The 21,886-nt window shown below is 58.6% G+C and carries 24 protein-coding genes and 1 pseudogene; 15 read left to right on the forward strand and 10 right to left on the reverse strand.

Going from position 1 to position 21,886, the window contains the following annotated elements; all coding sequences use genetic code 11:
• The first annotated feature begins 13 nt into the window (after window positions 1–13).
• From VIN96_RS03595 to VIN96_RS03615, 5 genes are all read left to right on the forward strand, one after another.
• Entirely contained in the window at window positions 14–373 is a 360-nt protein-coding gene (locus tag VIN96_RS03595) for an NADH:ubiquinone oxidoreductase subunit NDUFA12 (RefSeq protein WP_331894065.1), read from the forward strand.
• Between the two features lie 16 nt (window positions 374–389).
• Entirely contained in the window at window positions 390–896 is a 507-nt protein-coding gene (locus VIN96_RS03600) for an MlaD family protein (protein WP_331894066.1), read from the forward strand.
• 2 nt (window positions 897–898) lie between these two features.
• Window positions 899–1,360, forward strand: a complete 462-nt coding sequence (locus tag VIN96_RS03605) for an outer membrane lipid asymmetry maintenance protein MlaD (protein WP_331894067.1) — start codon at window positions 899–901, stop codon at window positions 1,358–1,360.
• A 106-nt stretch (window positions 1,361–1,466) separates the two neighbouring features.
• On the forward strand, window positions 1,467–2,225 hold the full coding sequence (locus VIN96_RS03610) for a methyltransferase domain-containing protein (RefSeq protein WP_331894068.1): 759 nt from the start codon (window positions 1,467–1,469) through the stop codon (window positions 2,223–2,225).
• Window positions 2,222–2,647 (forward strand): DUF2155 domain-containing protein, encoded by a 426-nt coding sequence (locus VIN96_RS03615; RefSeq protein WP_331894069.1) that lies wholly within the window; start codon window positions 2,222–2,224, stop codon window positions 2,645–2,647. Before VIN96_RS03610 ends, VIN96_RS03615 begins: the two co-directional genes overlap by 4 nt.
• Here the strand turns inward: VIN96_RS03615 and aat are convergent.
• Window positions 2,563–3,273: a leucyl/phenylalanyl-tRNA--protein transferase gene (gene aat / locus VIN96_RS03620; RefSeq protein WP_331894070.1), complete on the reverse strand. Its 711-nt coding sequence runs from the start codon at window positions 3,271–3,273 to the stop codon at window positions 2,563–2,565. The two genes, VIN96_RS03615 and aat, sit on opposite strands and share 85 nt — an antisense overlap.
• Before the next feature lie 165 nt (window positions 3,274–3,438).
• On the opposite strand from aat, the gene VIN96_RS03625 reads away from it, so the two are divergent.
• The gene (locus VIN96_RS03625; protein WP_331894071.1) at window positions 3,439–3,783 is read left to right on the forward strand and encodes a hypothetical protein; all 345 of its coding nucleotides are present in this window, start codon (window positions 3,439–3,441) and stop codon (window positions 3,781–3,783) included.
• Window positions 3,784–3,854: 71 nt separating this feature from the next.
• Here VIN96_RS03625 and VIN96_RS03630 read toward each other — a convergent pair whose 3' ends face one another.
• From VIN96_RS03630 to aroQ, 4 genes are all read right to left on the reverse strand, one after another.
• Window positions 3,855–3,986: a hypothetical protein gene (locus tag VIN96_RS03630; RefSeq protein ID WP_331894072.1), complete on the reverse strand. Its 132-nt coding sequence runs from the start codon at window positions 3,984–3,986 to the stop codon at window positions 3,855–3,857.
• A 217-nt stretch (window positions 3,987–4,203) separates the two neighbouring features.
• Complete coding sequence (accC, locus tag VIN96_RS03635; RefSeq protein WP_331894073.1) at window positions 4,204–5,550, reverse strand: acetyl-CoA carboxylase biotin carboxylase subunit; 1,347 nt, start codon at window positions 5,548–5,550, stop codon at window positions 4,204–4,206.
• Window positions 5,551–5,569: 19 nt separating this feature from the next.
• Window positions 5,570–6,016, reverse strand: coding sequence for an acetyl-CoA carboxylase biotin carboxyl carrier protein (gene accB / locus VIN96_RS03640; protein ID WP_331894074.1), 447 nt, complete (start codon window positions 6,014–6,016; stop codon window positions 5,570–5,572).
• A gap of 12 nt (window positions 6,017–6,028) precedes the next feature.
• Window positions 6,029–6,472 carry a type II 3-dehydroquinate dehydratase gene (aroQ, locus tag VIN96_RS03645; RefSeq protein ID WP_331894075.1) on the reverse strand — a complete coding sequence of 148 codons (444 nt, stop codon included), beginning with the start codon at window positions 6,470–6,472 and terminating at the stop codon, window positions 6,029–6,031.
• A 206-nt stretch (window positions 6,473–6,678) separates the two neighbouring features.
• Between aroQ and thiS the strand changes: the two are divergent.
• The 4 genes and pseudogenes from thiS to VIN96_RS03660 form a co-directional block, all read left to right on the forward strand.
• A pseudogene (gene thiS, locus VIN96_RS16680) lies at window positions 6,679–6,864 on the forward strand (sulfur carrier protein ThiS); the annotation flags it as partial.
• On the forward strand, window positions 6,865–7,680 hold the full coding sequence (locus VIN96_RS03650) for a bifunctional sulfur carrier protein/thiazole synthase protein (RefSeq protein ID WP_414675590.1): 816 nt from the start codon (window positions 6,865–6,867) through the stop codon (window positions 7,678–7,680).
• Window positions 7,681–7,691: 11 nt separating this feature from the next.
• Window positions 7,692–8,312, forward strand: coding sequence for a LysE family translocator (locus VIN96_RS03655; protein WP_331894077.1), 621 nt, complete (start codon window positions 7,692–7,694; stop codon window positions 8,310–8,312).
• Window positions 8,313–8,531: 219 nt separating this feature from the next.
• The gene (locus tag VIN96_RS03660; RefSeq protein WP_331894078.1) at window positions 8,532–10,346 is read left to right on the forward strand and encodes a LytS/YhcK type 5TM receptor domain-containing protein; all 1,815 of its coding nucleotides are present in this window, start codon (window positions 8,532–8,534) and stop codon (window positions 10,344–10,346) included.
• Between the two features lie 109 nt (window positions 10,347–10,455).
• On the opposite strand, the gene VIN96_RS03665 is transcribed toward VIN96_RS03660, so the two are convergent.
• From VIN96_RS03665 to VIN96_RS03675, 3 genes are all read right to left on the reverse strand, one after another.
• Entirely contained in the window at window positions 10,456–12,192 is a 1,737-nt protein-coding gene (locus tag VIN96_RS03665) for a SulP family inorganic anion transporter (RefSeq protein ID WP_331894079.1), read from the reverse strand.
• Between the two features lie 174 nt (window positions 12,193–12,366).
• Window positions 12,367–12,900, reverse strand: a complete 534-nt coding sequence (locus VIN96_RS03670; RefSeq protein ID WP_331894080.1) for an N-acetyltransferase — start codon at window positions 12,898–12,900, stop codon at window positions 12,367–12,369.
• Window positions 12,901–12,917: 17 nt separating this feature from the next.
• A complete protein-coding gene (locus VIN96_RS03675) occupies window positions 12,918–14,168 on the reverse strand; it encodes a type III PLP-dependent enzyme (protein WP_331894081.1) in 1,251 nt (416 codons plus the stop codon).
• A gap of 434 nt (window positions 14,169–14,602) precedes the next feature.
• Here VIN96_RS03675 and VIN96_RS03680 point away from each other — a divergent pair, with 434 nt between their 5' ends.
• Window positions 14,603–15,523, forward strand: a complete 921-nt coding sequence (locus VIN96_RS03680) for a diguanylate cyclase (RefSeq protein WP_331894082.1) — start codon at window positions 14,603–14,605, stop codon at window positions 15,521–15,523.
• A gap of 38 nt (window positions 15,524–15,561) precedes the next feature.
• Here VIN96_RS03680 and VIN96_RS03685 read toward each other — a convergent pair whose 3' ends face one another.
• A complete protein-coding gene (locus VIN96_RS03685) occupies window positions 15,562–17,277 on the reverse strand; it encodes a DEAD/DEAH box helicase (RefSeq protein ID WP_331894083.1) in 1,716 nt (571 codons plus the stop codon).
• Window positions 17,278–17,530: 253 nt separating this feature from the next.
• Here VIN96_RS03685 and VIN96_RS03690 point away from each other — a divergent pair, with 253 nt between their 5' ends.
• Both VIN96_RS03690 and VIN96_RS03695 read left to right on the forward strand, forming a co-directional pair.
• On the forward strand, window positions 17,531–18,073 hold the full coding sequence (locus VIN96_RS03690; protein WP_331894084.1) for a hydrolase: 543 nt from the start codon (window positions 17,531–17,533) through the stop codon (window positions 18,071–18,073).
• Window positions 18,074–18,083: 10 nt separating this feature from the next.
• Complete coding sequence (locus VIN96_RS03695; RefSeq protein WP_331894085.1) at window positions 18,084–18,791, forward strand: alpha/beta fold hydrolase; 708 nt, start codon at window positions 18,084–18,086, stop codon at window positions 18,789–18,791.
• Window positions 18,792–18,836: 45 nt separating this feature from the next.
• On the opposite strand, the gene VIN96_RS03700 is transcribed toward VIN96_RS03695, so the two are convergent.
• Window positions 18,837–20,219, reverse strand: a complete 1,383-nt coding sequence (locus VIN96_RS03700) for an alkaline phosphatase D family protein (protein WP_331894086.1) — start codon at window positions 20,217–20,219, stop codon at window positions 18,837–18,839.
• A gap of 162 nt (window positions 20,220–20,381) precedes the next feature.
• On the opposite strand from VIN96_RS03700, the gene VIN96_RS03705 reads away from it, so the two are divergent.
• Together VIN96_RS03705 and meaB are read left to right on the forward strand one after the other, a co-directional pair.
• Entirely contained in the window at window positions 20,382–20,906 is a 525-nt protein-coding gene (locus tag VIN96_RS03705) for a gamma carbonic anhydrase family protein (protein WP_331894087.1), read from the forward strand.
• Window positions 20,906–21,880, forward strand: coding sequence for a methylmalonyl Co-A mutase-associated GTPase MeaB (meaB, locus tag VIN96_RS03710; protein ID WP_331894088.1), 975 nt, complete (start codon window positions 20,906–20,908; stop codon window positions 21,878–21,880). Before VIN96_RS03705 ends, meaB begins: the two co-directional genes overlap by 1 nt.
• Window positions 21,881–21,886: the final 6 nt, after the last annotated feature.

A 21,886-nucleotide genomic window follows, 5' to 3' on the forward strand; every position in this document is an offset into this window, starting at 1 on the left:
AGACGCAGAACCCATGGATATCGGCAGTATCGGCACGCACCTTTACACCATGCTCAGCGGCGAGCAGGTGGGTTCCGACGAATTCGGCAACAAGTATTATCGCAACAAGACCAAGCTCAATGGTCGCGAGCGGCGCTGGGTGATTTTCAAAGGCAAGAAAGAGGCGTCGAAAATTCCGCCCGAATGGCATGCCTGGATTCATCACACCACCGATGCGCCCTTGTCCGAAGCTGCGGCCCAGCCCGAAGACTGGCAGGCGCAGCACATTCCCAATTTAACGGGTACGCTCAACGCCTATCGTCCCCAAGGCAGCGACCAGCACGGTGGCAAGCGTGCCGCCAGCAGCGCCGATTACGAATCCTGGTCGCCGTGAACGGAAAGCTTTGAACATGCGCAACAATGACAATCGCGACGCGCTGGTGGGCGGGCTGGTGATGGTGGTCGTGGCCGCGCTGTTCGCTTTTTCCTATGGCGGCAAGGATCTCAGCGCCCAGGCCAACGTCGGTAGCTATCCGGTCACCGCGGTGTTCAATCGCGTCGACGGCTTGTTCGAAGGCGACGAAGTGCGCCTCGGCGGCATTCGCATCGGCACGGTCGGGGCGCAGCGGCTCGACGATAATTTTCGCGCCGTGGTGACGTTGAACATCGCCAACGCGGTGAAGTTGCCCACCGACAGCGCCGCAGCGATTCACACCGACGGTTTGTTCGGGTCCAAGTTCGTGGTGATGGAACCGGGCGTGGAAGAAAAAAATCTGCAAGCCGGCGATGACATCGAATACACCCAAGGCGCGGTGATCGTGGGCGAACTGTTGAACCTGATCATCGAAGAGGGCCGCGCGCGCAAAGGCCAAAACAACCCAGAGCAGGCGAACACGCCACAAGAGCAAGGAAACTGATCATGGGCCGCAATGCGATTGAAACCGTTATGGGCGCCGCCGTTTTGCTGGTGGCGGCCGTGTTCGTCTACTTCGCGTACAACACCGCTCAAATCAAGGCGGTGACGGGTTACGAAGTTTCGGCCCGGTTCTTCAAGATCGGCGGCTTGGGCAAGGGCTCGGACGTGCGCATCAGCGGCATCAAGGTCGGTACGGTGGTTTCCAACACCCTCGACCCGGTGACGTTCGACGCCATCGTGACGATGTCGATTCGCCCCGACATCAAGCTGTCTACCGACACCGTCGCGACCATCGCCTCGTCGGGTATGCTGGGTGACAAATACGTGATGCTGTTGCCGGGCGAAGCACCGGAGAAACTCGGCGTCGGCGGTATGATCAGCAAAACCAAGGATTTCCGTTCGCTCGAAGACCAGGTTGGCGAAATCATCTTCCTCGCAACCGGCGGCGACGAACCGGCCCAATAGGACTTCCCATTAAGCTTATGCTGCAATGCAAAAATGACGGTTGATATTTACAGGTGTTTTTCGTAAATAGAAAGTCTTCCCCAGGTTTAAGCAAAGAGACCGTCTCATGATCAAAGCGCAGCAAACATGGAGCCCTGAAACCTATCTTCGGCACGGGGCTTTCGTGTCGTTGTTGGGCGAGCCGGTGGTGCAGGTCCTTGCCCCCAAGGCGGGTGAGAAAATTCTCGACCTGGGCTGCGGCGAAGGCATCCTCACCGAGAAAATCATCGCCAGCGGGGCCGACGTTTTGGGCATGGACAACAGCGCCGACCAAATCGAAGGCGCGCAGCATCGCGGCTTGAAGGTCGTGTGCATGGATGCGCTGGAAATGAAATTCGACAACGAATTCGATGCGGTGTTTTCCAATGCGGCGCTGCATTGGATGAGCCCGCTGTCGAAGGTGTTCGAAAACGTTTTTCGTGCGCTCAAACCCGGCGGGCGGTTTGTCGCCGAAATGGGTGGGTCGGGCAACATTCAAACCATCCGCATGGCGCTCTACAACGCCTTGATGCATCGCGGCATCGATCCGGCGCAGTACGATCCGTGGTCGTACCTGGGTGACAGCTCGGCCAAGGCCATGCTGCAACGCGTCGGCTTCGAAACCCGTTCGGTTACGCTGATCCGTCGCCCCACCGACTTGCCGGGCGATATCGGTCCGTGGCTGGAAACGTTCGCCGGCAGCTTCTTGCAGGCCGTGCCCGAAGATCAGCATCCGGCACTGATCGACGAGGTTCGCGATACCTTACAGCCGACCTTGTTCGACCCCCATAACAAGTGGGTGGCCGATTACGTGCGTTTGCGGTTCAAAGCGGTGAAGCCTGCATGACAAAAGCAATGCGGAACGGTCTAACGGTTTTTGCTTTGACGGTGAGCGCCTTTGGCGGCGCGGCCATGGCTGAGCCTTATCAAACCGCCGTTTTGCAAGGCTTGGATAAAGTCACCGCGCGGGTCACCACCTTGCAAGCGAACCTGGGCGAGGTGGTTCGGTTCGGCACCTTGGAAATCATCGTGCGCACTTGCGAAAAACGCCCGCCCGAAGAAACGCCCGAAAGCGCGGCGTTTTTAGATATTTGGGAAGTGCGTCCGGGCGAAGCGGCGGTGGGCGCGTTTCGCGGCTGGATGTTCGCCTCGAGCCCCGGCCTCAATGCACTGGAGCACCCGGTCTACGACGTGTGGCTCAAGGATTGCGCGAACAAGCTTTCGATCTCCGACGACACTTCCGCAACGGAAGGATCGGTCGGGAACTGAGCGTCGACGGTGAAGGCGCGTTCCAGACGGTCCAGATACTCCTGACCGGCGATTTCCACCCCGCCCATGGTGAGCAGATGTTCGGTGATGAACTGGGTGTCGAGCAGCACGAATCCGCCCAACCTGAGCCGCGCCACCAGATGCACCAGCGCGACCTTTGAGGCGTTGGTGCGGGTCGAAAACATGCTTTCACCCATGAACGCACCCTTGAGGCTGATGCCGTACAGCCCGCCCACCAGTTCCTTGCCACCGGGGCCGTCCTGCCAACATTCGATCGAATGGGCCAGTCCGATGTCGTGCATTTCGACGTAGGCGCGGATGATCTCGTCGTTGATCCAGGTTCCCATCTTGCCGTCTTGGCCGGGACGCGGTCGGGCGCAGGCTTCGATGACGTCGGCGAAGGCGCGATCAGCGGTGACCTCGAACTCTTCGCGGCGCAGAACCTTGCGCAGCGATTTGGAAATGTGCAGTCCGTCAAGCGGCAACACCCCGCGCATGTCCGGGTCGACCCAAAAGATGGTCGGGTCGTCGCGCGCCTCGGACATCGGAAACACCCCCGCGGCATAGGCGCGCACAAGGATTTCTGGCGTCAGTTTATGCGGTCCGGGGATGGGGCGTGCGGCCATATGGGCAGGGGTCCGTGAACGACGATTTTCAAGGTGTCTGTCCAATATAGGCTTGGCTTGAACGTATTTCATCCACGATGTGCGGTGCGGGATCATTTGCACTGAACATGCGCTTGGTGCTAGCCTATTTGAAAGAATAAGACGTCCCAAGACAGGAGCCGCGTTATGCCTATTTTAGTGCGTTTTTTGTTGATTCACGCTGCGATCGGCTTTGGCCTCGCGTTTGTGTTCGTGAGCGTTTTGGTGGCGCTTGATACCGGCGGGCTGCGCACCTTGATGATGAGCTCGGACGTGGGGTTTGTGGCGTTTTTTCTGCTGGTGTTTTTGAACGGCCTGACCTTCGGCAGCGTGCAGATCGGCGTGGCCGTGATGTTGTTGGGTGAAGAGGATGGCGACCGCCGCGGGGGCGGGCGTTCCCAGTGGGACCGGGCTTGGAACCAAGTCCGCCAATGGTTGGCCCCGCCGCCGAAACGCGTCGCGGTCCCCATCCCTTCCAAGCGTCGTCGCTGAGCGCCCCGTAAATATCCTCAACGTTTCCGTTTCAGACGTCGACGCGCAGCGTGTGTACGCCCGCTTGCCCTTTATTGGGGGGTGGCGAGAACCATGTCGCCAACAAAGAACATCCAGCTGAGCATGACCGCGCCGATGATGACGAACAGCAAAGGCAGGTTGTCACTTCCCAGACTCCAGATAAAAGCGGCGACTTTCGACATAGGTATTTCTCCTTGTTAGGGGTTTTTTATAAGCGGGGAGGCGGGGGGAAAATTTCATATATGAGAAAAATGTCAATTAAATAAAATAAATCCAATCTAGTGCTGTAACTTGTTGATAGTATTTCTCTTTTAAGTGGTAATTCGGGTCCAGTTCGGCACAAAAAAGCCCCCGATCCGTGTGGATGCGGGGGCTTTAAAAAGGGGCGAGTGGCGCGGGTCAGTCCGAGCCTTCCTCCATGAAGTGTTCGAGCCAGTGGATGTCGTAATCGCCGTTGACGATGTCTGGCGCGGTGACCAGCCTTTGGTGCAGCGGAATGGTCGTTTTCAGGCCATCGATGACGTATTCCGACAACGCCCGGCGCAACCGCATCAGGCATTCGTTGCGATTGGTGCCGTGCACGATCAGCTTGGCGATCATGCTGTCGTAATGCGGCGGCACGTTGTAGCCGGTGTAGAGGCCGGAATCGACACGCACCCCCAAACCACCCGGGGCATGATAGATACCGACCTTGCCGGGGCACGGCATGAAGGTTTCGGGGTCTTCCGCGTTGATGCGGCATTCGATCGCGTGACCGATGAAGGGGATGTCCTCTTGGGTGTAGCCCAGCGGCGCACCGGCGGCGATGCGGATCATTTCACGAACCAGGTCGAGACGCGTGATCATTTCCGTGACCGGGTGTTCGACCTGCAAACGGGTGTTCATTTCAATGAAATAGAAATTGCCGTCTTCGTACAGGAACTCGATGGTACCGGCCGAGCGATAGCCGATTTTTTTGACCGCCTCTGCGGCGATGGCGCCGATTTCTTCGCGCTGTTCTTTGTTCAGCGCGGGCGAGGGGGCTTCTTCCAAGACCTTTTGGTGACGGCGCTGCAATGAACAGTCGCGTTCACCCAGATGCACCACGTTGCCGTAGTGATCGGCGAGAACCTGAATTTCGATGTGGCGCGGCTTGGTGAGGAACTTTTCGATATAGACCTCGCCGTTGCCGAACGCGCTTTCCGCCTCGGAGCGCGCGGAACGATAGGCCAGTTCCAGGTCGGCCGCCGTGGGGGCCATCTTCATGCCGCGGCCGCCGCCACCGGCGGTGGCTTTGATGATCACCGGATAGCCGATGTCGTTGGCGACCTTGACCGCTTCTTCATAGGTGCCGACGCCGCCGTCGGATCCGGGCACCACCGGGATGCCGGCTTTCATCACCGCTTCCTTGGCGGCGATCTTGTCGCCCATCAAGGTGATGTGTTCGGCGGTCGGGCCGATGAAGACGAAACCGTGCTCTTCGACCATCGATGCGAAGTGGGCGTTTTCCGACAAAAAGCCGTAGCCCGGGTGGATCGCGTCGGCGCCTGAAATCTGCGCCGCCGATAAAATGGCGGCGATGTTGAGGTAGCTGTCTTTGGCCGCGGGCGGGCCGATGCATACGGCTTCGTCCGCAAGGCGCACGTGCATGGCGCTTTCGTCCGCCGTGGAGTGCACGGCGACGGTGCGAATGCCCATTTCGTGGCACGCGCGCAAAATGCGGAGGGCGATTTCACCTCGGTTGGCGATGAGGACCTTGTCGAACATGGATGCGCTGCCTCGCCGCTTATTCGATGATCAGAAGAGGTTCGCCGAATTCGACTGGTGAGCCGCTTTCCACGAGGATTTTCTTCACCGTGCCGCTGCGCGGGGCCTTGATCTGGTTGAACACCTTCATGGCTTCGATCAGCAGGACCACTTGGCCTTCGGAAACCGCATCGCCGATGTTGACGAACGGGGCAGCGCCGGGTTCGGCGGCGGTGTAGGCGACGCCCACCATCGGTGACGTGACCACGCCCGGATGATCGGCGTGAGAAACCGGAGCCGCTTCCGTCGAAGCCGCCGGCGCTGGGGCTGCGGCGACCGGTGCCGCAGCGGCGGCGATCGTGCCGCCACGGGCGACGCGGACGGTGAAATTGTCTTGCCCGATCTCGATCTCGGTCAAGCCGGTGTCGTCCATCAGGCCAGCCAGTTTGCGGATCAGGTCGTCATCGACGTCGATTTTTTTGCTCATGAGCTATTTATCTCACTTCTTGGTCAGCGTGCGTGCAGCCGATTCCAACGCCATTTCGTAACCGAAGCCGCCAAAGCCGCAGATCATGCCTTGGGCGACCTTGGAGACATAGGAGTGATGGCGAAAGTCCTCGCGCTGGTGAATGTTGGAAAGGTGTACTTCGATCACCGGCAGGCTCACCGCTTTCAGCGCGTCGAGCAGCGCCACCGACGTGTGCGTGTAGGCACCGGCGTTGACGATCAGCAGGTCGTGCGTGTCGCGGGCTTGTTGAACCCAATCGACCAGCTGGCCTTCGGTGTTGGTTTGACGGAATTCGATATCCAGGCCCAGCCCCTCTGCGCGCGCGCGGCAATTGGCCTCGATGCTCGCCAGCGTTTCCGCGCCGTAAACATCGGGTTCTCGCGTTCCCAGAAGGTTGAGGTTCGGCCCGTTGAGGACCAAGACCTTGCCAGACATGTTCGAGTTCCCCTTTTGAACGTTCAGGGTCTTAAGGAGTGCGAATACCACAGTTTGGTGGTTAATCCCTAAGATTCTGTATGCGCGGTTTATAGCACGCACAATCGCTTGTGGAATAGGGACTTTGGCCTATGTTAAAACCCACATCATCGATCCATCGCCGAAACGGCGACAATAGCAGATTAAAAATGGAAGGGCATAGGGACATGCGTCTCACCATCAACGGCGAATCCCAGGATTTCGAAGCGTCACTCACGGTCAACGAGCTGCTGAGCCGAATCGGTCTCGACCCAGCCAAGGTCGCGGTCGAGCGCAATTTGGAAATCGTGCCCAAGTCCACGTATGGCGAAACCGCGCTCGACGACGGCGATAAGCTGGAAATCGTCCACTTTATCGGTGGCGGCGCTCCGGACCATCCGTGTGACGATCCCAACACCAAGGGCGATTGCTTCGAGGTTGCGGGCGAAACCTATTGGTCGCGCCTGTTGGTCGGCACCGGCAAATACAAGGATTTCGAGGAAACCAAGAAAGCCATCGAGGCTTCGGGCGCGGAAATCGTCACCGTGGCGGTGCGCCGGGTCAACGTGTCCAACCCCAAGGAACCGATGCTGACCGATTACATCGATCCCAAGACCTACACCTATCTGCCCAACACCGCAGGCTGCTTCAGCGCCGACGAAGCGGTGCGCACCTTGCGCTTGGCGCGCGAAGCGGGCGGCTGGGACTTGGTCAAATTGGAAGTGCTCGGCGATCAAAAGACCTTGTATCCGAACATGCCCGAGACCTTGAAAGCCGCGCAAACCCTGATCGACGAAGGCTTCAAGGTGATGGTTTACTGCGCCGATGACCCCATCCAGGCGAAAATTCTGGAGGAAATGGGCTGCGTCGCGATCATGCCGCTGGCCGCGCCGATCGGTTCGGGCCTGGGGGTGCAAAACCCCATTTCCATCCGCATGATCATCGAACAGGCCAATGTGCCGGTTCTGGTCGACGCGGGCGTGGGTACCGCGTCCGACGCGGCGGTGGCGATGGAACTGGGCTGCGACGGGGTGTTGATGAACACCGCGATTGCCGAAGCCAAGGACCCGATCAAGATGGCCCGCGCGATGAAAATGGCGGTCGAAGCGGGACGCCTGGCGTATCTGGCCGGACGCATGCCGAAAAAGATGTACGCCGATCCCTCGTCGCCGCTGGCGGGACTGATTTAAGGATCGCGGCCATGAGCCTGGAGCTGTGGTCGTCCTTCGTTGCCGTGACGTTGGTCACGGTGTTATCGCCGGGACCCGCAGTGTTGCTGGCGGTGACGCACAGCGCGCGGTTTGGTGTGCGCCGGGCGGTGGTTCCGATCCTCGGCAACATCACCGGATTGGCGATTTTGGTGAGCCTGACAGCATTCGGCTTGGGCACCGTGATGGAAGCTTCGTCACAGGCCTTTACGGTGTTGCGTTTGGCGGGCGGAGCGTACCTGATATACCTGGGCATCAAGCTGTTGCGCGCTAAGGCGCTTGACCTGTCGAATGCCGACGGTTTGATCGTTCAACCGTCGCGGCGCAAAAGCTATCTGCAAGGCATCGCGGTGGCGTTGAGCAACCCCAAAGCGATCGTATTCATTGGTGCGCTGTTTCCCCAATTCATCGACTTAGCCCATCCGATTTGGAGCCAGTTGGCCATCATGGGGCTGACCTTGATGGCCATGTCGTTCGGCGGTCTGATGGTTTGGGCCACGCTGTCGAGTGCGCTGGTTGTCAAAGGACGCAAATCGCTTTGCGGCAAAATCAACAAGGTCAGCGGGACTTTGTTCATCGCCTTTGGGGCAGCCTTGGCGGCGGGCAGCCGCTAGCGCCATTCTTTGCATTCGAAAAATTAATGAGGGTTTTCAGGCTGTTCGGAGGGGTGAGGCCGTCACCGTTCCCGATCAAAACAACACCAAAATATTGCTAAATGTAGTAAGCTGGGAAATAATCATTGGCAATATAGTCCATTCTACATACATAGTGATGTATCGCGGATATACTTTATCAACAATTGATAAAATGGGCTTCGTTTTGGGAACTCGATAATGCTTGTTGATCTTGCCAAAAGCGCGGCTCTGGTTTTATCGCTCAGCTTTCTGCTGAGCTTTATCGTGCGGCGCTGGCAGCAGGAGCAGATCTTCGGCCAAATTGTGTCGGGCTTATTGTTCGGCGGTATTTGCATCACCGCCATGGCCGCCCCTATTGAGTTTGCCGAAGGGGTGATTTTCGATGCCAGGTTCGTGATCCTGTCGGTCGGAAGTTTTTACGGCGGCCCGGTGGTCGGTGTGATCGCGGGTATCATTTCATCGGTCTACCGCTTGTCGATCGGCGGCCCTGGGGCTGTGGTGTCGATTGGCGCCGTTGCGACTTCGATCATCATTGGCTTGAGTTATCGTTACGGCCGCAAACATCGCGGTTGGCCCGTTGGGCCTGTGCCATTTTTGATGTTTGGTTTGGTCGTGCATTTGGGGGTGACGCTGTGGTTCTTCCTGTTGCCGCCCGATATTGCGTTGCGCGCGATTCAAAACGCAGCCGTTCCGTTCTTGGCGGTGTTCGCCCCGGCGACGGCAGTGTTTGCTTTTATTCTCGACGATATCGACCAGCGCTTGATGACAGAGCGCGCGCTGCGCGAAAGCGAGGTCAACTTTCGCTCGGTGACGGAATTGGCGCCGACCACACTGGCCATATCCCGTCAAGACGACGGTTCTATTCTGTACGCCAATGGCACGTTTTGCGACACCTTCGGTTTGTCGCCCAAAGATTTTGGCGTTGCCAAAAGCCCAGATTATTGGAAAGACCCCGAAAAACGATTGCAGGTTCTGGAACAAGTCCGCGCAACCGGGCGGGTCGACAGCACCGCCGTTACGGCGATCAAACCCGATGGAACACATATCCATTTGTTGGTGTCGATGCGTCCGATCGTCTTTCATGGACAAGAAGCGTTTCTTGCCGTTGGCCAAGATATCACCCGGCGTATCAACATGGAGAGGGACCTGGAAAAAAGCCGCGATGCGTTGCGAAAAGCGCACGACGAGTTGGAAGAGCGCGTCCGCGAGCGCACGCGGGAACTGACACGCGAAATTGCCGTTCGCGAGCATGCCGAAGAAGAGTTGCTGGCCTCTCAGCAAGAACTGATCAAGGCCAAGGATTACGCGGAACTGTGCAGTCAGGCCAAATCGGCGTTTCTCGCCAATATGAGCCACGAATTACGCACGCCGCTGAATGCGATCATCGGTTTTTCCGATACCATCAATCACCAGATTTTGGGGCCGATCGGTAATGAAACCTATCGCGAATACAGCGGCCACATCTACAATTCAGGGCGTCATCTTCTGCAGATCATCAATGACATTTTGGATATTTCCGCGATCGAAGCCGGAAAGCTCACACTCTACAAAAGCGATGTTGATCTATCTGAACTGGTACAAGCATCGGTAATGCTGGTACGCGAGCAAGCCTCGCAAAAAGGTGTCGATATCAGCATTGCGGCCCCCCCCTCTGTCCTGCAGCTCCGCGCAGACGAATTGCGTGTGCGACAGGTCATCGTCAATCTTTTGACCAATGCCGTGAAGTACACGCCCGATGGCGGTGAGATCTCGGTCTCCTACAATGGCGACAGTGGCAGGTTCGTGGAAATCGCCGTCAAGGACACAGGCATCGGGATGGACGAAGCCGGTATCGTAAAAGCCTTACGGCCCTTTGAACGCCCCGACAACCATGAACAAACCGCCGAGGGTACCGGACTGGGGTTGCCGCTCAGCAAACAACTGGTGGAGCTGCACGAAGGGGAGATGCTCATCGATAGTTCGCCGGGTGAGGGGACGTTGGTGCGCTTGCGGTTCCCCATGCCGGCGTCGTGAAGCGGAAGGATCATGGGAAAAAAATGCGAAAGGCCGGAGTTTCCTCCGGCCTTTTTTGATGTGCTGTGCTCTGACAAACCCGCGTGGCGAGAAGCCTCGGCAAGCTGAGTTACTCAGCCGCTTCCGCTTTGCATTCCTGGAATACCTGCAAAGAGCAATTTTCGCATGCGCCTTGTTTGCGGAATAGGCGACGCAGGGTTCGGATGGCGTCTTTCTTTTCATCGAAGAAGTGCCAATTTTTGATGTCGCGGATCAGGTGCGCCTTGGCCATCGACTGATAGACGCCGGGCTTGAGACCGCAGAAATACAATCCACCACCCTTTTTTTCCAAGTGCTGAGACAGATGCAACAGCATTTCCGAACCACTGAGGTCCACCAGGTTTATGCCGGCGCCCATAATCAGAATGTGCTGAACGCCCTGTTTTTCCGAAATGTCGTAGAGTTTCTTTTCGATGTGGTTGAGGGAGCCGAAATAGATCGACATATCCACACGCACGATCTTCAGGCGCGGGCACTCCGCCAAGGGCTTGGCGGTGACATCGGTGAGGATGTGGCGGCCAAAGCGAGGATCGACATCCGGGGCCAGGGTCACGATTTCGGGGAATGAGGTGCGCGCCAGGAAGATCACCAAGGACACCAGCACGCCCAGATAAATCGCGAATTCCAGTTCCAAGAACAACGTCGAGAAAAAGGTCGTCAGCAAGATCGCGGATTCTGTTTTCGATGAAACCAGAACATGCTTGATCTGCTTGATGTCGATGAGGTTCAACGCGACGACCATGATGACGCCTCCCATGGCCGCCAGCGGCAGATAAGCCGACAAAGGCGCCACCAGCAACACGATGCCCATCAGAAACACGGCGGCAAAGATGGCCGACAACGGCGTCTGCGCGCCAGCGGTGTAGTTCACGCCAGAGCGGGTGAACGAGCCGGAACCGGCATAGCTGGACAGGAAGCTGCCGACGATGTTGGACAGGCCCTGGCCGACGAATTCCTGGCTGCTGTCGATGCGTTGGTGGGATTTCGCGGCGATGGAGCGGCTGATGGATACGGCCTCGATCAAGCCCAACAAGGCGACGGCGAAGGCTTGGGGCGCCAGCATCTTGACGGTCGCAAACGAGAACGTGGGGCTGGACAGGGGAGGAAGTTGCGCGGGAATCTCACCAACCACCGTCACGCCATGGCTTTCACCGCCCAAGACGTAGGACAGGACGCTGCCAGCGATCAGGGCAAGCAATAGATTGGGAATACGGGGCTTCCAACGTTTGATGGCGAGCGCCAGGACCAAGGTCGTCATGGCCACCAAGAACACATAGCCGTTAAACGATCCCAATGTGTCCCAGATATTGACCCACGTGTGCAGGAAGCTATCGCCCCGGACCGCATTCACGCCAAGGACGTTTTTCATCTGCGAAGTCGCGATGAGGATGGCTGCGCCCGCAGTGAAACCCACGACCACCGTATGAGATACGAAGTTCACCACCATACCCAAACGCGCGAGGCCGAAGGCGAATTGATAAACACCCGCCAAAAATGTCAGCGTGAGCGCGAGAGAGATGAACTCCGGCGTGCCCGGCGTTGCATAGCCGCTGATGGTGGAAAACACCACGATGGAAATGGCCGTGGTCGGACCGGAAATCAAATGCTTGGATGAACCGAACAGCGCCGCGACAATCGGTGTCACCATGGCCGTGTACAAACCGTACTGCGGCGGCAGTCCGGCGATCATCGCGAACGCCACACCTTGGGGCAGAACAATCACCGCACCGGTGATGCCCGCGATGATATCGGCGCGCAAAGTTTCCTTGGTGACCATGGGGAACCAAGCGAGAAACGGGAAAAACATTCGTAAATTCAATAGCATAGGATGATGGCCGTATATTAGAAAAGCGCAATCTACTCCCATTGATACGAAAGTTCCAGTGTAAACCCTGGTTCGAGTGTGGGAATGATCCACGTTGATTGGTAAACGCATAAGGCCGGGATGTCTCCCGGCCTTATTTGACGTGTCTTGTTGAGCCTAGTGGGCTGCGCGTTTGACCATGCCGGAGGCGGATTGCAGCGCGCCGTCCGTCAGTTCAAGCCCCAAGAACCGCGCCGGATCGACCGGACCGGGCAGGGCCAGATTTTCGGCCAAAGCGCGGCGGAAGCCAAAACGGCGGTAGTACGGTTCGTCGCCGACCAAGATCACCGCATCCCAGCCCAACGCCTTGGCGTTGTCGAGGCTGGTGATCATCAACGTGCTGCCGATGCCTTGACCCTGATGGTCGGGGTGGATGGCGATCGGTCCCAACAGCAAGGTCTTGGGCGCGCCCGCGACATGCACCTGCCAATAGCGGATGGTGCCGAGCAGGCGAGAGCCGTCCACGGCGACCATGCCGAGGTCGGAGATCGGCGCCACGCCGTCGCGCAACCGATAGGCGGTCTTGCGCAAGCGGTCGGGTCCGAAGTCCAGGTCCACCAAGGCTTCGATGGCTTCAGCATGGTGAGGGCGTTCCGTCGTCACCGTGACGTGAAACGGGTGCAGGGCTTGAGGCTGCTGCAGGGCGTACATGGGCCCGGTCCCTCGACTTAGATGCACACGGCTTCAAGCGGCGCGAAGCCGTTGAAGTTCACCGCGGAGTAGGTGGTGGTGTACGCACCGGTGGACAGGATCAGCACTTTGTCGCCGGCTTCCAAGGCCAACGGCATTTCGTACGCAGTTTTTTCGTACAAGATGTCGGCGGAATCGCAGGTCGGGCCGGCCAGCACCACGGGGCCGGTTTCGCCGCCGTCGTGCGGGGTCAAAATGCGATACTTGATCGCTTCGTCCATGGTTTCTGCGAGGCCTGAGAATTTACCGATGTCCAGATACACCCAACGTTTGTCTTCGCTGGCGCTTTTCTTCGACGTCAGGACGACTTCGGCCTGGATGACGCCCGCGTCGCCAACCAGAGAACGCCCCGGTTCGAGGATCATTTCCGGCAAGGCGGCGCCGAAGTGGCGCACCATCGCGGACATGATTTTGTCGGCGTAATCTTCCACCGGCTGCACGTCGGCGCGATAACGCGACGGGAACCCGCCGCCCATGTCGATCATGCGCAGGTCCACACCCTGAGCTGATGCGCGTTCGAACAGCTTGGCGACTTGCGCAATGGCCGGGTCCCATTGGTTGAGGTTGGTCTGCTGCGAACCGACGTGGAACGACACGCCGATCGGGTCCAGGCCCAAATCTTGGGCTTTGAGCAACAGGTCCAACGCCATGTCCGGTTCGCAACCGAATTTGCGCGACAGCGGCCATTCGGCGCCTTCGCTTTCCACCAGAATGCGGCAATAGACTTTCGAGCCCGGCGCGCTGATGGAGATCTTTTCCAATTCGGCTTCACTGTCGAACGCGAACATGCGGATGCCTTGGGTGTAAGCATAGGCGATGTCGGCCTGTTTCTTGATGGTGTTGCCATAAGAAATGCGCGACGGCGCAACGCCGAGGTTCAGGCACAGATCGATTTCGCCAGGGCTGGCGGTGTCGAAATTCGAACCCAGTTCGGCCAAGCGAGCGACGACTTCTGCGGCCGGATTGGCTTTGACCGCGTAATAGACGTGCGCCAACGGCAAGGCATGGGTCATCTGCATGTAATTGTGTTCGACGATATCGACGTCGATCACCAGACACGGCGACGGCAATTCATGCGTGGCGATGAATTTCGCGATTCGCGGCGAAAGTCCGCCTTGTTCGTCGGGCAGTTGAATGCCTTCGGCAAGATCCGGAACCAGCGAGATTTGCGGTTTTTGAGAAATTTGACGTCGGAATCGGGCATTGCTGCCCAGATCGGTTGCAAACATCGGTACACCCCTTTTAGACCCGGCCTCGACCGGCGTTGTCAAAAAAGGACGCGTTCGTCGTTGCATAAACCACTATGGGCCAGCGGCACGTGCGTGTGCGTCTATGAGCCGTGAATTAGTCCCCTTACCCTTTGAATGCAATATAAAAAATGCACCTTGAAAATATTATTTTCGACTGTTTTCGATTTTAAACAGGGCTTCTTTGTAAAAGGCGGATTTGTTCATTTTTGACGGTGACGTTGACCTTTCATGTCAAATATAGAAAACGGCTGTTGTGCCTCGAAAAAGGTTGAAACGACCGCGCTGAGGTATGCAAGACGATTTACGATGGCCGCATGGTCCGTATTGGGGATTGAGAAAGAGTCGTAATCTTGCTACCCAGAGAGCAATAGAGACGCAACAAAAGTGCGCTCAGAGCTCAAAAGGGAAAAAACATGGGGACCGCTCAATCTTCCTCTTCGGAAGGGCGTCCTGTCGTTGTGCTGCCGGAAACGATTCTGGAGGGCATCAGCGGCATTGAACGCGCGATTTCACAGCAGACCGATTGGTTCAAGAAATGGCATGACCGGGTTGTGGTCAATCACGACACCAGTGCCTTTACGGTGGACGGTATCGGCGATATACCGCTGGGCAAATGGTACGAAGGCGATGAGTCCAAGGCGTTTCGCAACAATCCCGGCTTTATCGTTTTGGGCGAACGTTTGGGCCAACTGGTTGAGCAGGTCCAAGGTTTTTTGACCGCTAGCCCCGATGGCGAACCGCACCCGGTCGACGACTACACGCATTTTATGAACACTCTGTTGGACTTGAACGACCTGGTTCAGCATCTGCAAAACGACGCGTGGCGCGGTCTGACCAAAATGGACCCGCTGACCGGGGTGCGCAATCGCCACGACATGATGGTCGAATTGGATATCGAACGCGAACGCGCCCGGCGCACCAACACCCTGTGTTCGGTGGCGATGGTCGACCTGGATCACTTTAAGGCCATCAACGATACCTATGGCCACGTGGTGGGCGATATGGTGTTGCGGCATGTTTCCGGCATGATCGGCGACCAACTGCGGCCCTACGACATGGTTTATCGCTATGGCGGGGAAGAATTCTTGTTGTGCCTGCCCAATACCGATCTGGATACCGCGGTGATGGTCTTGGAACGATTGCGCGTCAAACTGGACCAGACCACCATGCCGTATGGGCCGGGCGGCAAGGAGTTGAACATCACCGCGTCGTTCGGCGTGGCGGAAATCGACACGGTCGAACACATCGTCAAAACCATCGAGCGTGCCGATATGGCGCTCTACGACGTCAAAAAGAACGGCCGTGACGCGGTCAAAGCCTGGAAGGGCGACTGACCGCGCTGTCGAACTCAGGAGTGAACTCAGGGGCGAACTCAGTCTTCGGATGAAGCCGGTGTTTCCGTTTTCGGTGCTGCCTTTTTGCGGGGCGCGCGCTTTTTCGGCGCGGCTTTCTTCGCGTCAGCTTTTTCTTCCGATTTGGCCGCCGGGGCGCTTGAAGGGGCGCTTGGGGGGCGCATCAAGAAGGCCGGCATGTGGCCGTCGCAAATTTCGTTGTGGATTTCACGGCGCGCGCCACGTTCACGGCCGCCACGCTCACGTCCACCCCGTTCACCACGGTCGCGTTCTCCGCGCTCGCGTCCGCCGCGCTGGCCACGATCCGAACGCTCATTTCGAGCGCCACGCTGCGGGGCGGATTCTTTCTTTTCGGCAGGCTTTTCGCTTGCCGCAGGTACCGGTTCAGGTGCCGCTGCAACAGGTTCGGCTTTAACTGGTTCTGCTGCACTCTCAGGCGCTGGTTTGGCTTCGCTGTCTCGTTTGGGGCTACGGCCGCCACGTTCTTTTGCGCGCCCGCCACGTTCACCACCCCGTTCGCCACCACGGCCACCGCGTCCACCACGACCGCCACGACCGTCGTCTTCGCTCAACTCCGCACTTGCGAAGCCATCCATGTTCAAACGCGGAATTTCCTTGCCGACGAGTTTTTCGATGGCGGTGACGAACTTGCCGTCTTCGGGCAGGGCGATGGAATAGGCGTGGCCTTCCTTGCCTGCGCGCCCGGTGCGCCCGATGCGGTGCACGTAATCTTCGGCATTGATGGGAATGTCGTAGTTGAACACGTGGCTCAGGTTCGGCACGTCCAGGCCGCGCGCGGCGACGTCGGAACAGACCAACAGGTTGAACTCTTTGTTCTTGAATCCGGCAAGCATTTCGGTACGTGCCGGTTGGCTCATGTCGCCATGCAACTGGCCGACTTTGTAGCCGCGCTTGTGCAGCGATTTATAGACCGCCGCGACGTCCGTCTTGCGATTGCAGAAAATGATCGCGTCGTTGACGGCTTCGTGGTCGATCATGGCGCGCAGCACGTCGCGCTTGAGCTTCTTTTTGCCGTCCATGCCGCGGTGCTCGCTGGTCGGGCGTACGATGGCCAGGCCCTGGGTCACCGTGGTCGCAGCCGAGGCTGGGGCGGATACCGAAATTTCCTTGGGGTTCATCAAGAACTTGTCGGCCAAGCGTTTGATTTCCGGCGCCATGGTGGCAGAGAAAAACAGCGTCTGACGCAGCGGCGGCAACATCGCGACGATCTTTTCGATGTCGGGGATGAAACCCATGTCGAGCATGCGGTCGGCTTCGTCGATGACGAGGATTTTCACGTCGCGCATGATCAGGTGGCCGCGTTCGAACATGTCGAGCAGACGGCCGGGGGTCGCGATCAACACATCCGCGCCGGCGTCCAAAATCTTGATCTGCGCCTTCATGTCGGTGCCACCGATGAGCAGCGCCTTGTTGAGTTTGCTGTACTTGCCGTACTTGTCGAAGTTCTCGGCGACCTGGGTGGCCAGTTCGCGGGTCGGCTCCAAGATCAGCGAACGCGGCATGCGCATCTTCGCCCGGCCATGAGACAGGATGTCGATCATCGGCAGGGTGAACGACGCCGTCTTACCCGTGCCCGTCTGGGCGCAGCCGAGAATGTCGCGCCCCATCAACACGGTCGGAATGGCTTTTTCCTGAATGGGGGTGGGGGTGTCGTAACCTGAATCGGTTACGGCCTTCAGTACGTGTTCGCTCAGTCCGGTCTCGGCAAAACTCATGGGGCTCAGGTGTGCTTTCTCAAAAATGCATGATACCAGCCCAGAAGTGTCGCAGATGACGCTTGGGGGCTCAATTCCTCTCCGCTCGGGAGGCGCGATAAACAACACGTTCTTACGCGTATGTCAACGGAAACCAAGGGATAGAAGCACGGAGCGCCGCTGTGCGAACGGTGTGGATGTTGCGTTGCACACGGCTCGCGGGGGAGGTAACGTGAGGACCTGACGACAACATTTCTTGCAAGGACATAACCCCGTGCTGATAGACGCTGCGACCTCCTGCCTTTTGGTGATCGACATTCAAGCCAAGCTCAACCCGGTGATGTTCGACCCGGCGCGCGCCCCGGTCGGGGCGGCGAAGTTGATGCTGGGGGCGGATATCTTGTCTATCCCCACCGTGGTGACGGAGCAGTATTCAAAAGGCGTCGGCCCCACCGTGGACGATTTGCAAGATTTCATGCCCGAAGGCAGCCCATTGGAAAAGAACACCTTTTCGTGCGTGGCCGACGACGCGTTTGTGGCACGCTTTCGCGCGATGGGCAAAAAACAAGCCGTGATCGCGGGCATCGAAGCACACATTTGCGTGTTGCAGACAGCCTTGCAACTGCTGGCCGAAGGGGTCGAGGTGTTCGTGGTCGAAGACGCCACCGCGTCGCGCACACGTGAAAATCACCGCGCCGGGTTGGAGCGCATCCGCCACGAAGGCGGACGCATCGTGACGGTGGAAATGGTGCTGTTCGAATGGCTCAAGCGCTCCGGCACGCCCGAGTTCAAGCAAATCAGCCAATTGATCAAATGAGGAATATCACATGAGCACCAGAGAGACCCTGATCCTCATTCCCGGACTGTTGTGCGACGCGGCGTTGTGGGCGCACCAAGTGATCGGGTTGTCCGACTTGGTCGACGTGCACGTCGCCGACATCGCCGACGACAACACCATGGAGACGATGGCCGCCGCGATCTTGGATTACGCGCCGGACAACTTCGCGCTGGCGGGGCTCAGCATGGGCGGTTACGTGGCCCAGGAAATCATGCGCCAGGAACCGGGCCGGGTGACCCACCTGGGATTGTTGGACACCAACGCACGCGCCGATTTGCCGGAACAAAGCGAAACCCGAAAAGCGCTGATGGCGGAAGCCGATGCCGGACACTTCGACGCCATCGCACCCAAGCTGCTGCCCAAGTTGGTCAACGCCGCGCACGCGCAAGACCCGGCCATCGCCAAGGTCGTCTTGCAAATGGCCGAACGGGTCGGGGTGGATGGGTTCATCAACCAGCAAAACGCGATCTTAAACCGCGTCGACGGGCGTCCCGACCTCGCCAAGATCGATTGTCCGACGTTGGTGCTGTGCGGCGCGGACGACGCCATGACGCCACCTTCCGTGCACCAGGAAATGGTCGACGGTATCGGCGCCAACGCCACTTTGACGGTGATTCCCGATTGCGGTCATCTCAGCCCGCTGGAACAACCCGACGCCGTTACGGCGGCGATGCGCGCGTGGCTGGGCCGGTCTTGAGCCAGCGCATTTGATCAGCGCGCTTGATCCCGCGCGGATATTTCCTCACGCGCGTTCGGGAAACACCAGCCGCGACTTGAAGCTTGCGCTGCCTTGGGTCGGGGCTTTGACGTTGAGCACCCCGTAATTGCGCACGGCCACCAAGTTTTCGTGTTTGCAGGTGAACTTGCCGGCAATTTTGGCGCTTTTTTTGAGGTTGCTTTTGATCACCCCATACAGCGGCGCGATGTTCGGCAGGTTGGTGATCGGGCTGGCGACGGTTTGACGGAAAATTTCCTTGCCGTTTCTCATCACCGACGTGTTGCTGGCCAAGTGTACGTCGCCGCCGATGACCTGGAGAATGCGACGTGAATCGGCGGCCTTCCATTTGGCGAGGCATTTGAGCATGCGCAATTGTTCGGCGGCATGGGGCGGCCAGCTCCAATGATCTTCGACGTTGTCGGAATACTTGCGCAACTTTTTGATTTGCGTGGTGTTGTAATAGACAAGCGGCACGGGCGTTGCGACCACCAGGGCGGTGGTGTTGGCGAACAGACCGCCGGGGCTCAGGGCTTGTTCGATGCGCCGCCATTGCGCCGCGCCCAGATAGGGGCTGCTGTCATCAAGCTGGCGGCCGCCGCGCTGGTCCGTCATCAGCACGCCGATGGTGCCGAAAACATGCATGTGATCTTCGTAAGTCGAACTGGGAACCGTGGGGTCGTCGTCGGCCCACAATTGTCGTTGGTATTCGCGATAGACTTGGCGGGCCAGGGTGCCGATGTGAAAGGCGGGGTGGTTGGGGTCGTGATCTTGGGGCTTGCCACCCCAGCCGTCACGGACTTCATGGTCGTCCCATATCATCAGGTTGGAAACATTGGCGAGCACCTGGCGGGTTCCCGGCTCGGTCCAGTTGTCCCGGTATTCATCGCGATACATGCTCAAAATCATGTTGCTTTCGGTGGCGTTCGGCGGTGTATCGCGCCGCGCAGCAGGACGGTTCGCGAGATACCGCATCGCTTTTTTGAAGGTACGGTCTGCGTACACCTGATCGCCCAAGTGCAACAGAATATCGATTTTTCGGGTGTTGACGTGGCTGTCGAACAGGTATGCCCATTGATCCGTCGGATCGTCGTTCAGAGACCAGGGTTTGTTGCAGCTGAGAAAACCAAAATTCAACCGTTCGGGATTTTGCGGCAGGGTTTTGAAGGAGCCCTGCACCGGACAATTCGCGCCGTCGATTTCGAGCGTGTAAAGCGTGTCCGGCCGCAAGCCCGTCAGTGTATAGGGTTGAACGGTTTTGGCTTTCAGGGTGTGGCTGAGCGGTTCGCCGCTGTGGTCGGCACCGACGGCCTTAAGCGTCACGGTGGCTTTTGAAGCCGTTTCGATCAGAATGCGTGCGCTGTCGTGGGTCACTTTACCGATGATCGGGCCGAGGGTGATGGTGGCCATGTCCTACTCCCCTTTTTCGATGAGCACATCCGAATGAGGGATCATTTTATCGGCTCTCCACCTTTTGCGCGAGTCTGCAACGCGGTGTTTTTCCCCGCGCGTGCGCGTGCTAGAACTTTGGGACAGCCCGATGACGTCCTCGCAGCATTCAAGGTTCCGGTCATGCCACTTATTTTGCCTTATCACGGCGTATCGCCACACATCGACGACAGTGCCTTCGTCGCGCGCACGGCGGTGGTCAGCGGCGATGTGACGATCGGTGCGGACAGCGGCATCTGGTACGGCTGCGTGGTGCGCGGCGATGTCAATTCCATCCGCATCGGCGTGGGCGTGAACATTCAAGACGGCACCGTGGTGCACGTCTCGCGCCCGTGCCCGACCGTGATCGGGGATCGGGTGTCGATCGGCCACATGGCGCTGATCCACGCCTGCACCTTGGAAGATGACAGTTTTGTCGGTATGAAGGCCTGCGTGATGGACGGCGCGGTGGTGGAACGCGGCGCGTTGGTCGCCGCCGGGTCGCTGGTGACGCCGGGCAAGCGCATTCCCGCAGGGCAGATGTGGGCCGGATCGCCGGCGCGCTATGTGCGCGATGTGAACGACAAAGACCGAGAGATGATGAATTACGTGCAGCCCAATTACGTCACCTTGGCGCACGAATACAAAAAGACCGAAAGCGAGACTTGATGGCTGACGATACCCACGCTTCGACGCACACGCTGGTGGCGGATGTTTTGGCGGGCAAGACCCGCGCGATCGCACGCGCCATGTCCATCGCCGAAGGCCGCAGTGCAGACGCCGAAGCCCTGATGGCGGACATCCATCGCCACGCCGGACGCGCCCATGTGGTCGGACTGACCGGCGTTCCCGGCAGCGGCAAATCGACCTTGGTCGCGGCGTTGACGCGCGAATTTCGCAAAGCGGGCAAGACCGTCGGCATCGTCGCCATCGACCCGTCGAGTCCGTTTTCCGGCGGCGCGATCTTGGGCGACCGGGTGCGCATGACCGGGTTCGCCGATGACGATGGCGTGTTCATTCGTTCCATGGCGACGCGCGGCGCGCTGGGCGGTCTGGCGCGCGCGTCGCTCGACACCGTCGACGTGTTGGACGCGGCGGGTTTCGACGTGGTGTTGATCGAAACCGTCGGCGTGGGCCAGGACGAGGTCGACATCGTTCAGGCCGCGCACACCGTGATCGTGGTGTCCGCGCCGGGGCTTGGCGACGAAATCCAAGCCATCAAGGCGGGGGTATTGGAAATCGCCGATATTCATGTGGTCAGCAAAAGCGACAAACCCGATGCACCGCGCACCATTCAGGATTTGACCGGGATGCTGCATTTGGGCCGTCCCGGAAAGGGTGACAAGACGTGGGCGATCCCGGTGGTGCCCACCAGCGCGGAAACGGGCGAGGGCATCCATGAGCTTGCGAACAAGATCGCGGCCCATTACGAGCACCTCGACAGCAGTGGCGAGATGGACGTGCGCAAGCGCCAGATTTTGCAAATGCGCATCATCAAAACGGCCGAGGACATGCTGCGCGAACGCTTGCTGCGCGAACGCGAAGGCGCGTTGCAAGAGCTGCTGGATAGCGCCTATAAACGCGACATCGACGTGCGCGCCGCGGCGCGCGAGTTGCTCGATGCGACAACGAAAAAAGGATAGAGCGGA

It is taken from the genome of Magnetovibrio sp. (assembly GCF_036568125.1).
GTDB lineage: Bacteria > Pseudomonadota > Alphaproteobacteria > Rhodospirillales > Magnetovibrionaceae > Magnetovibrio.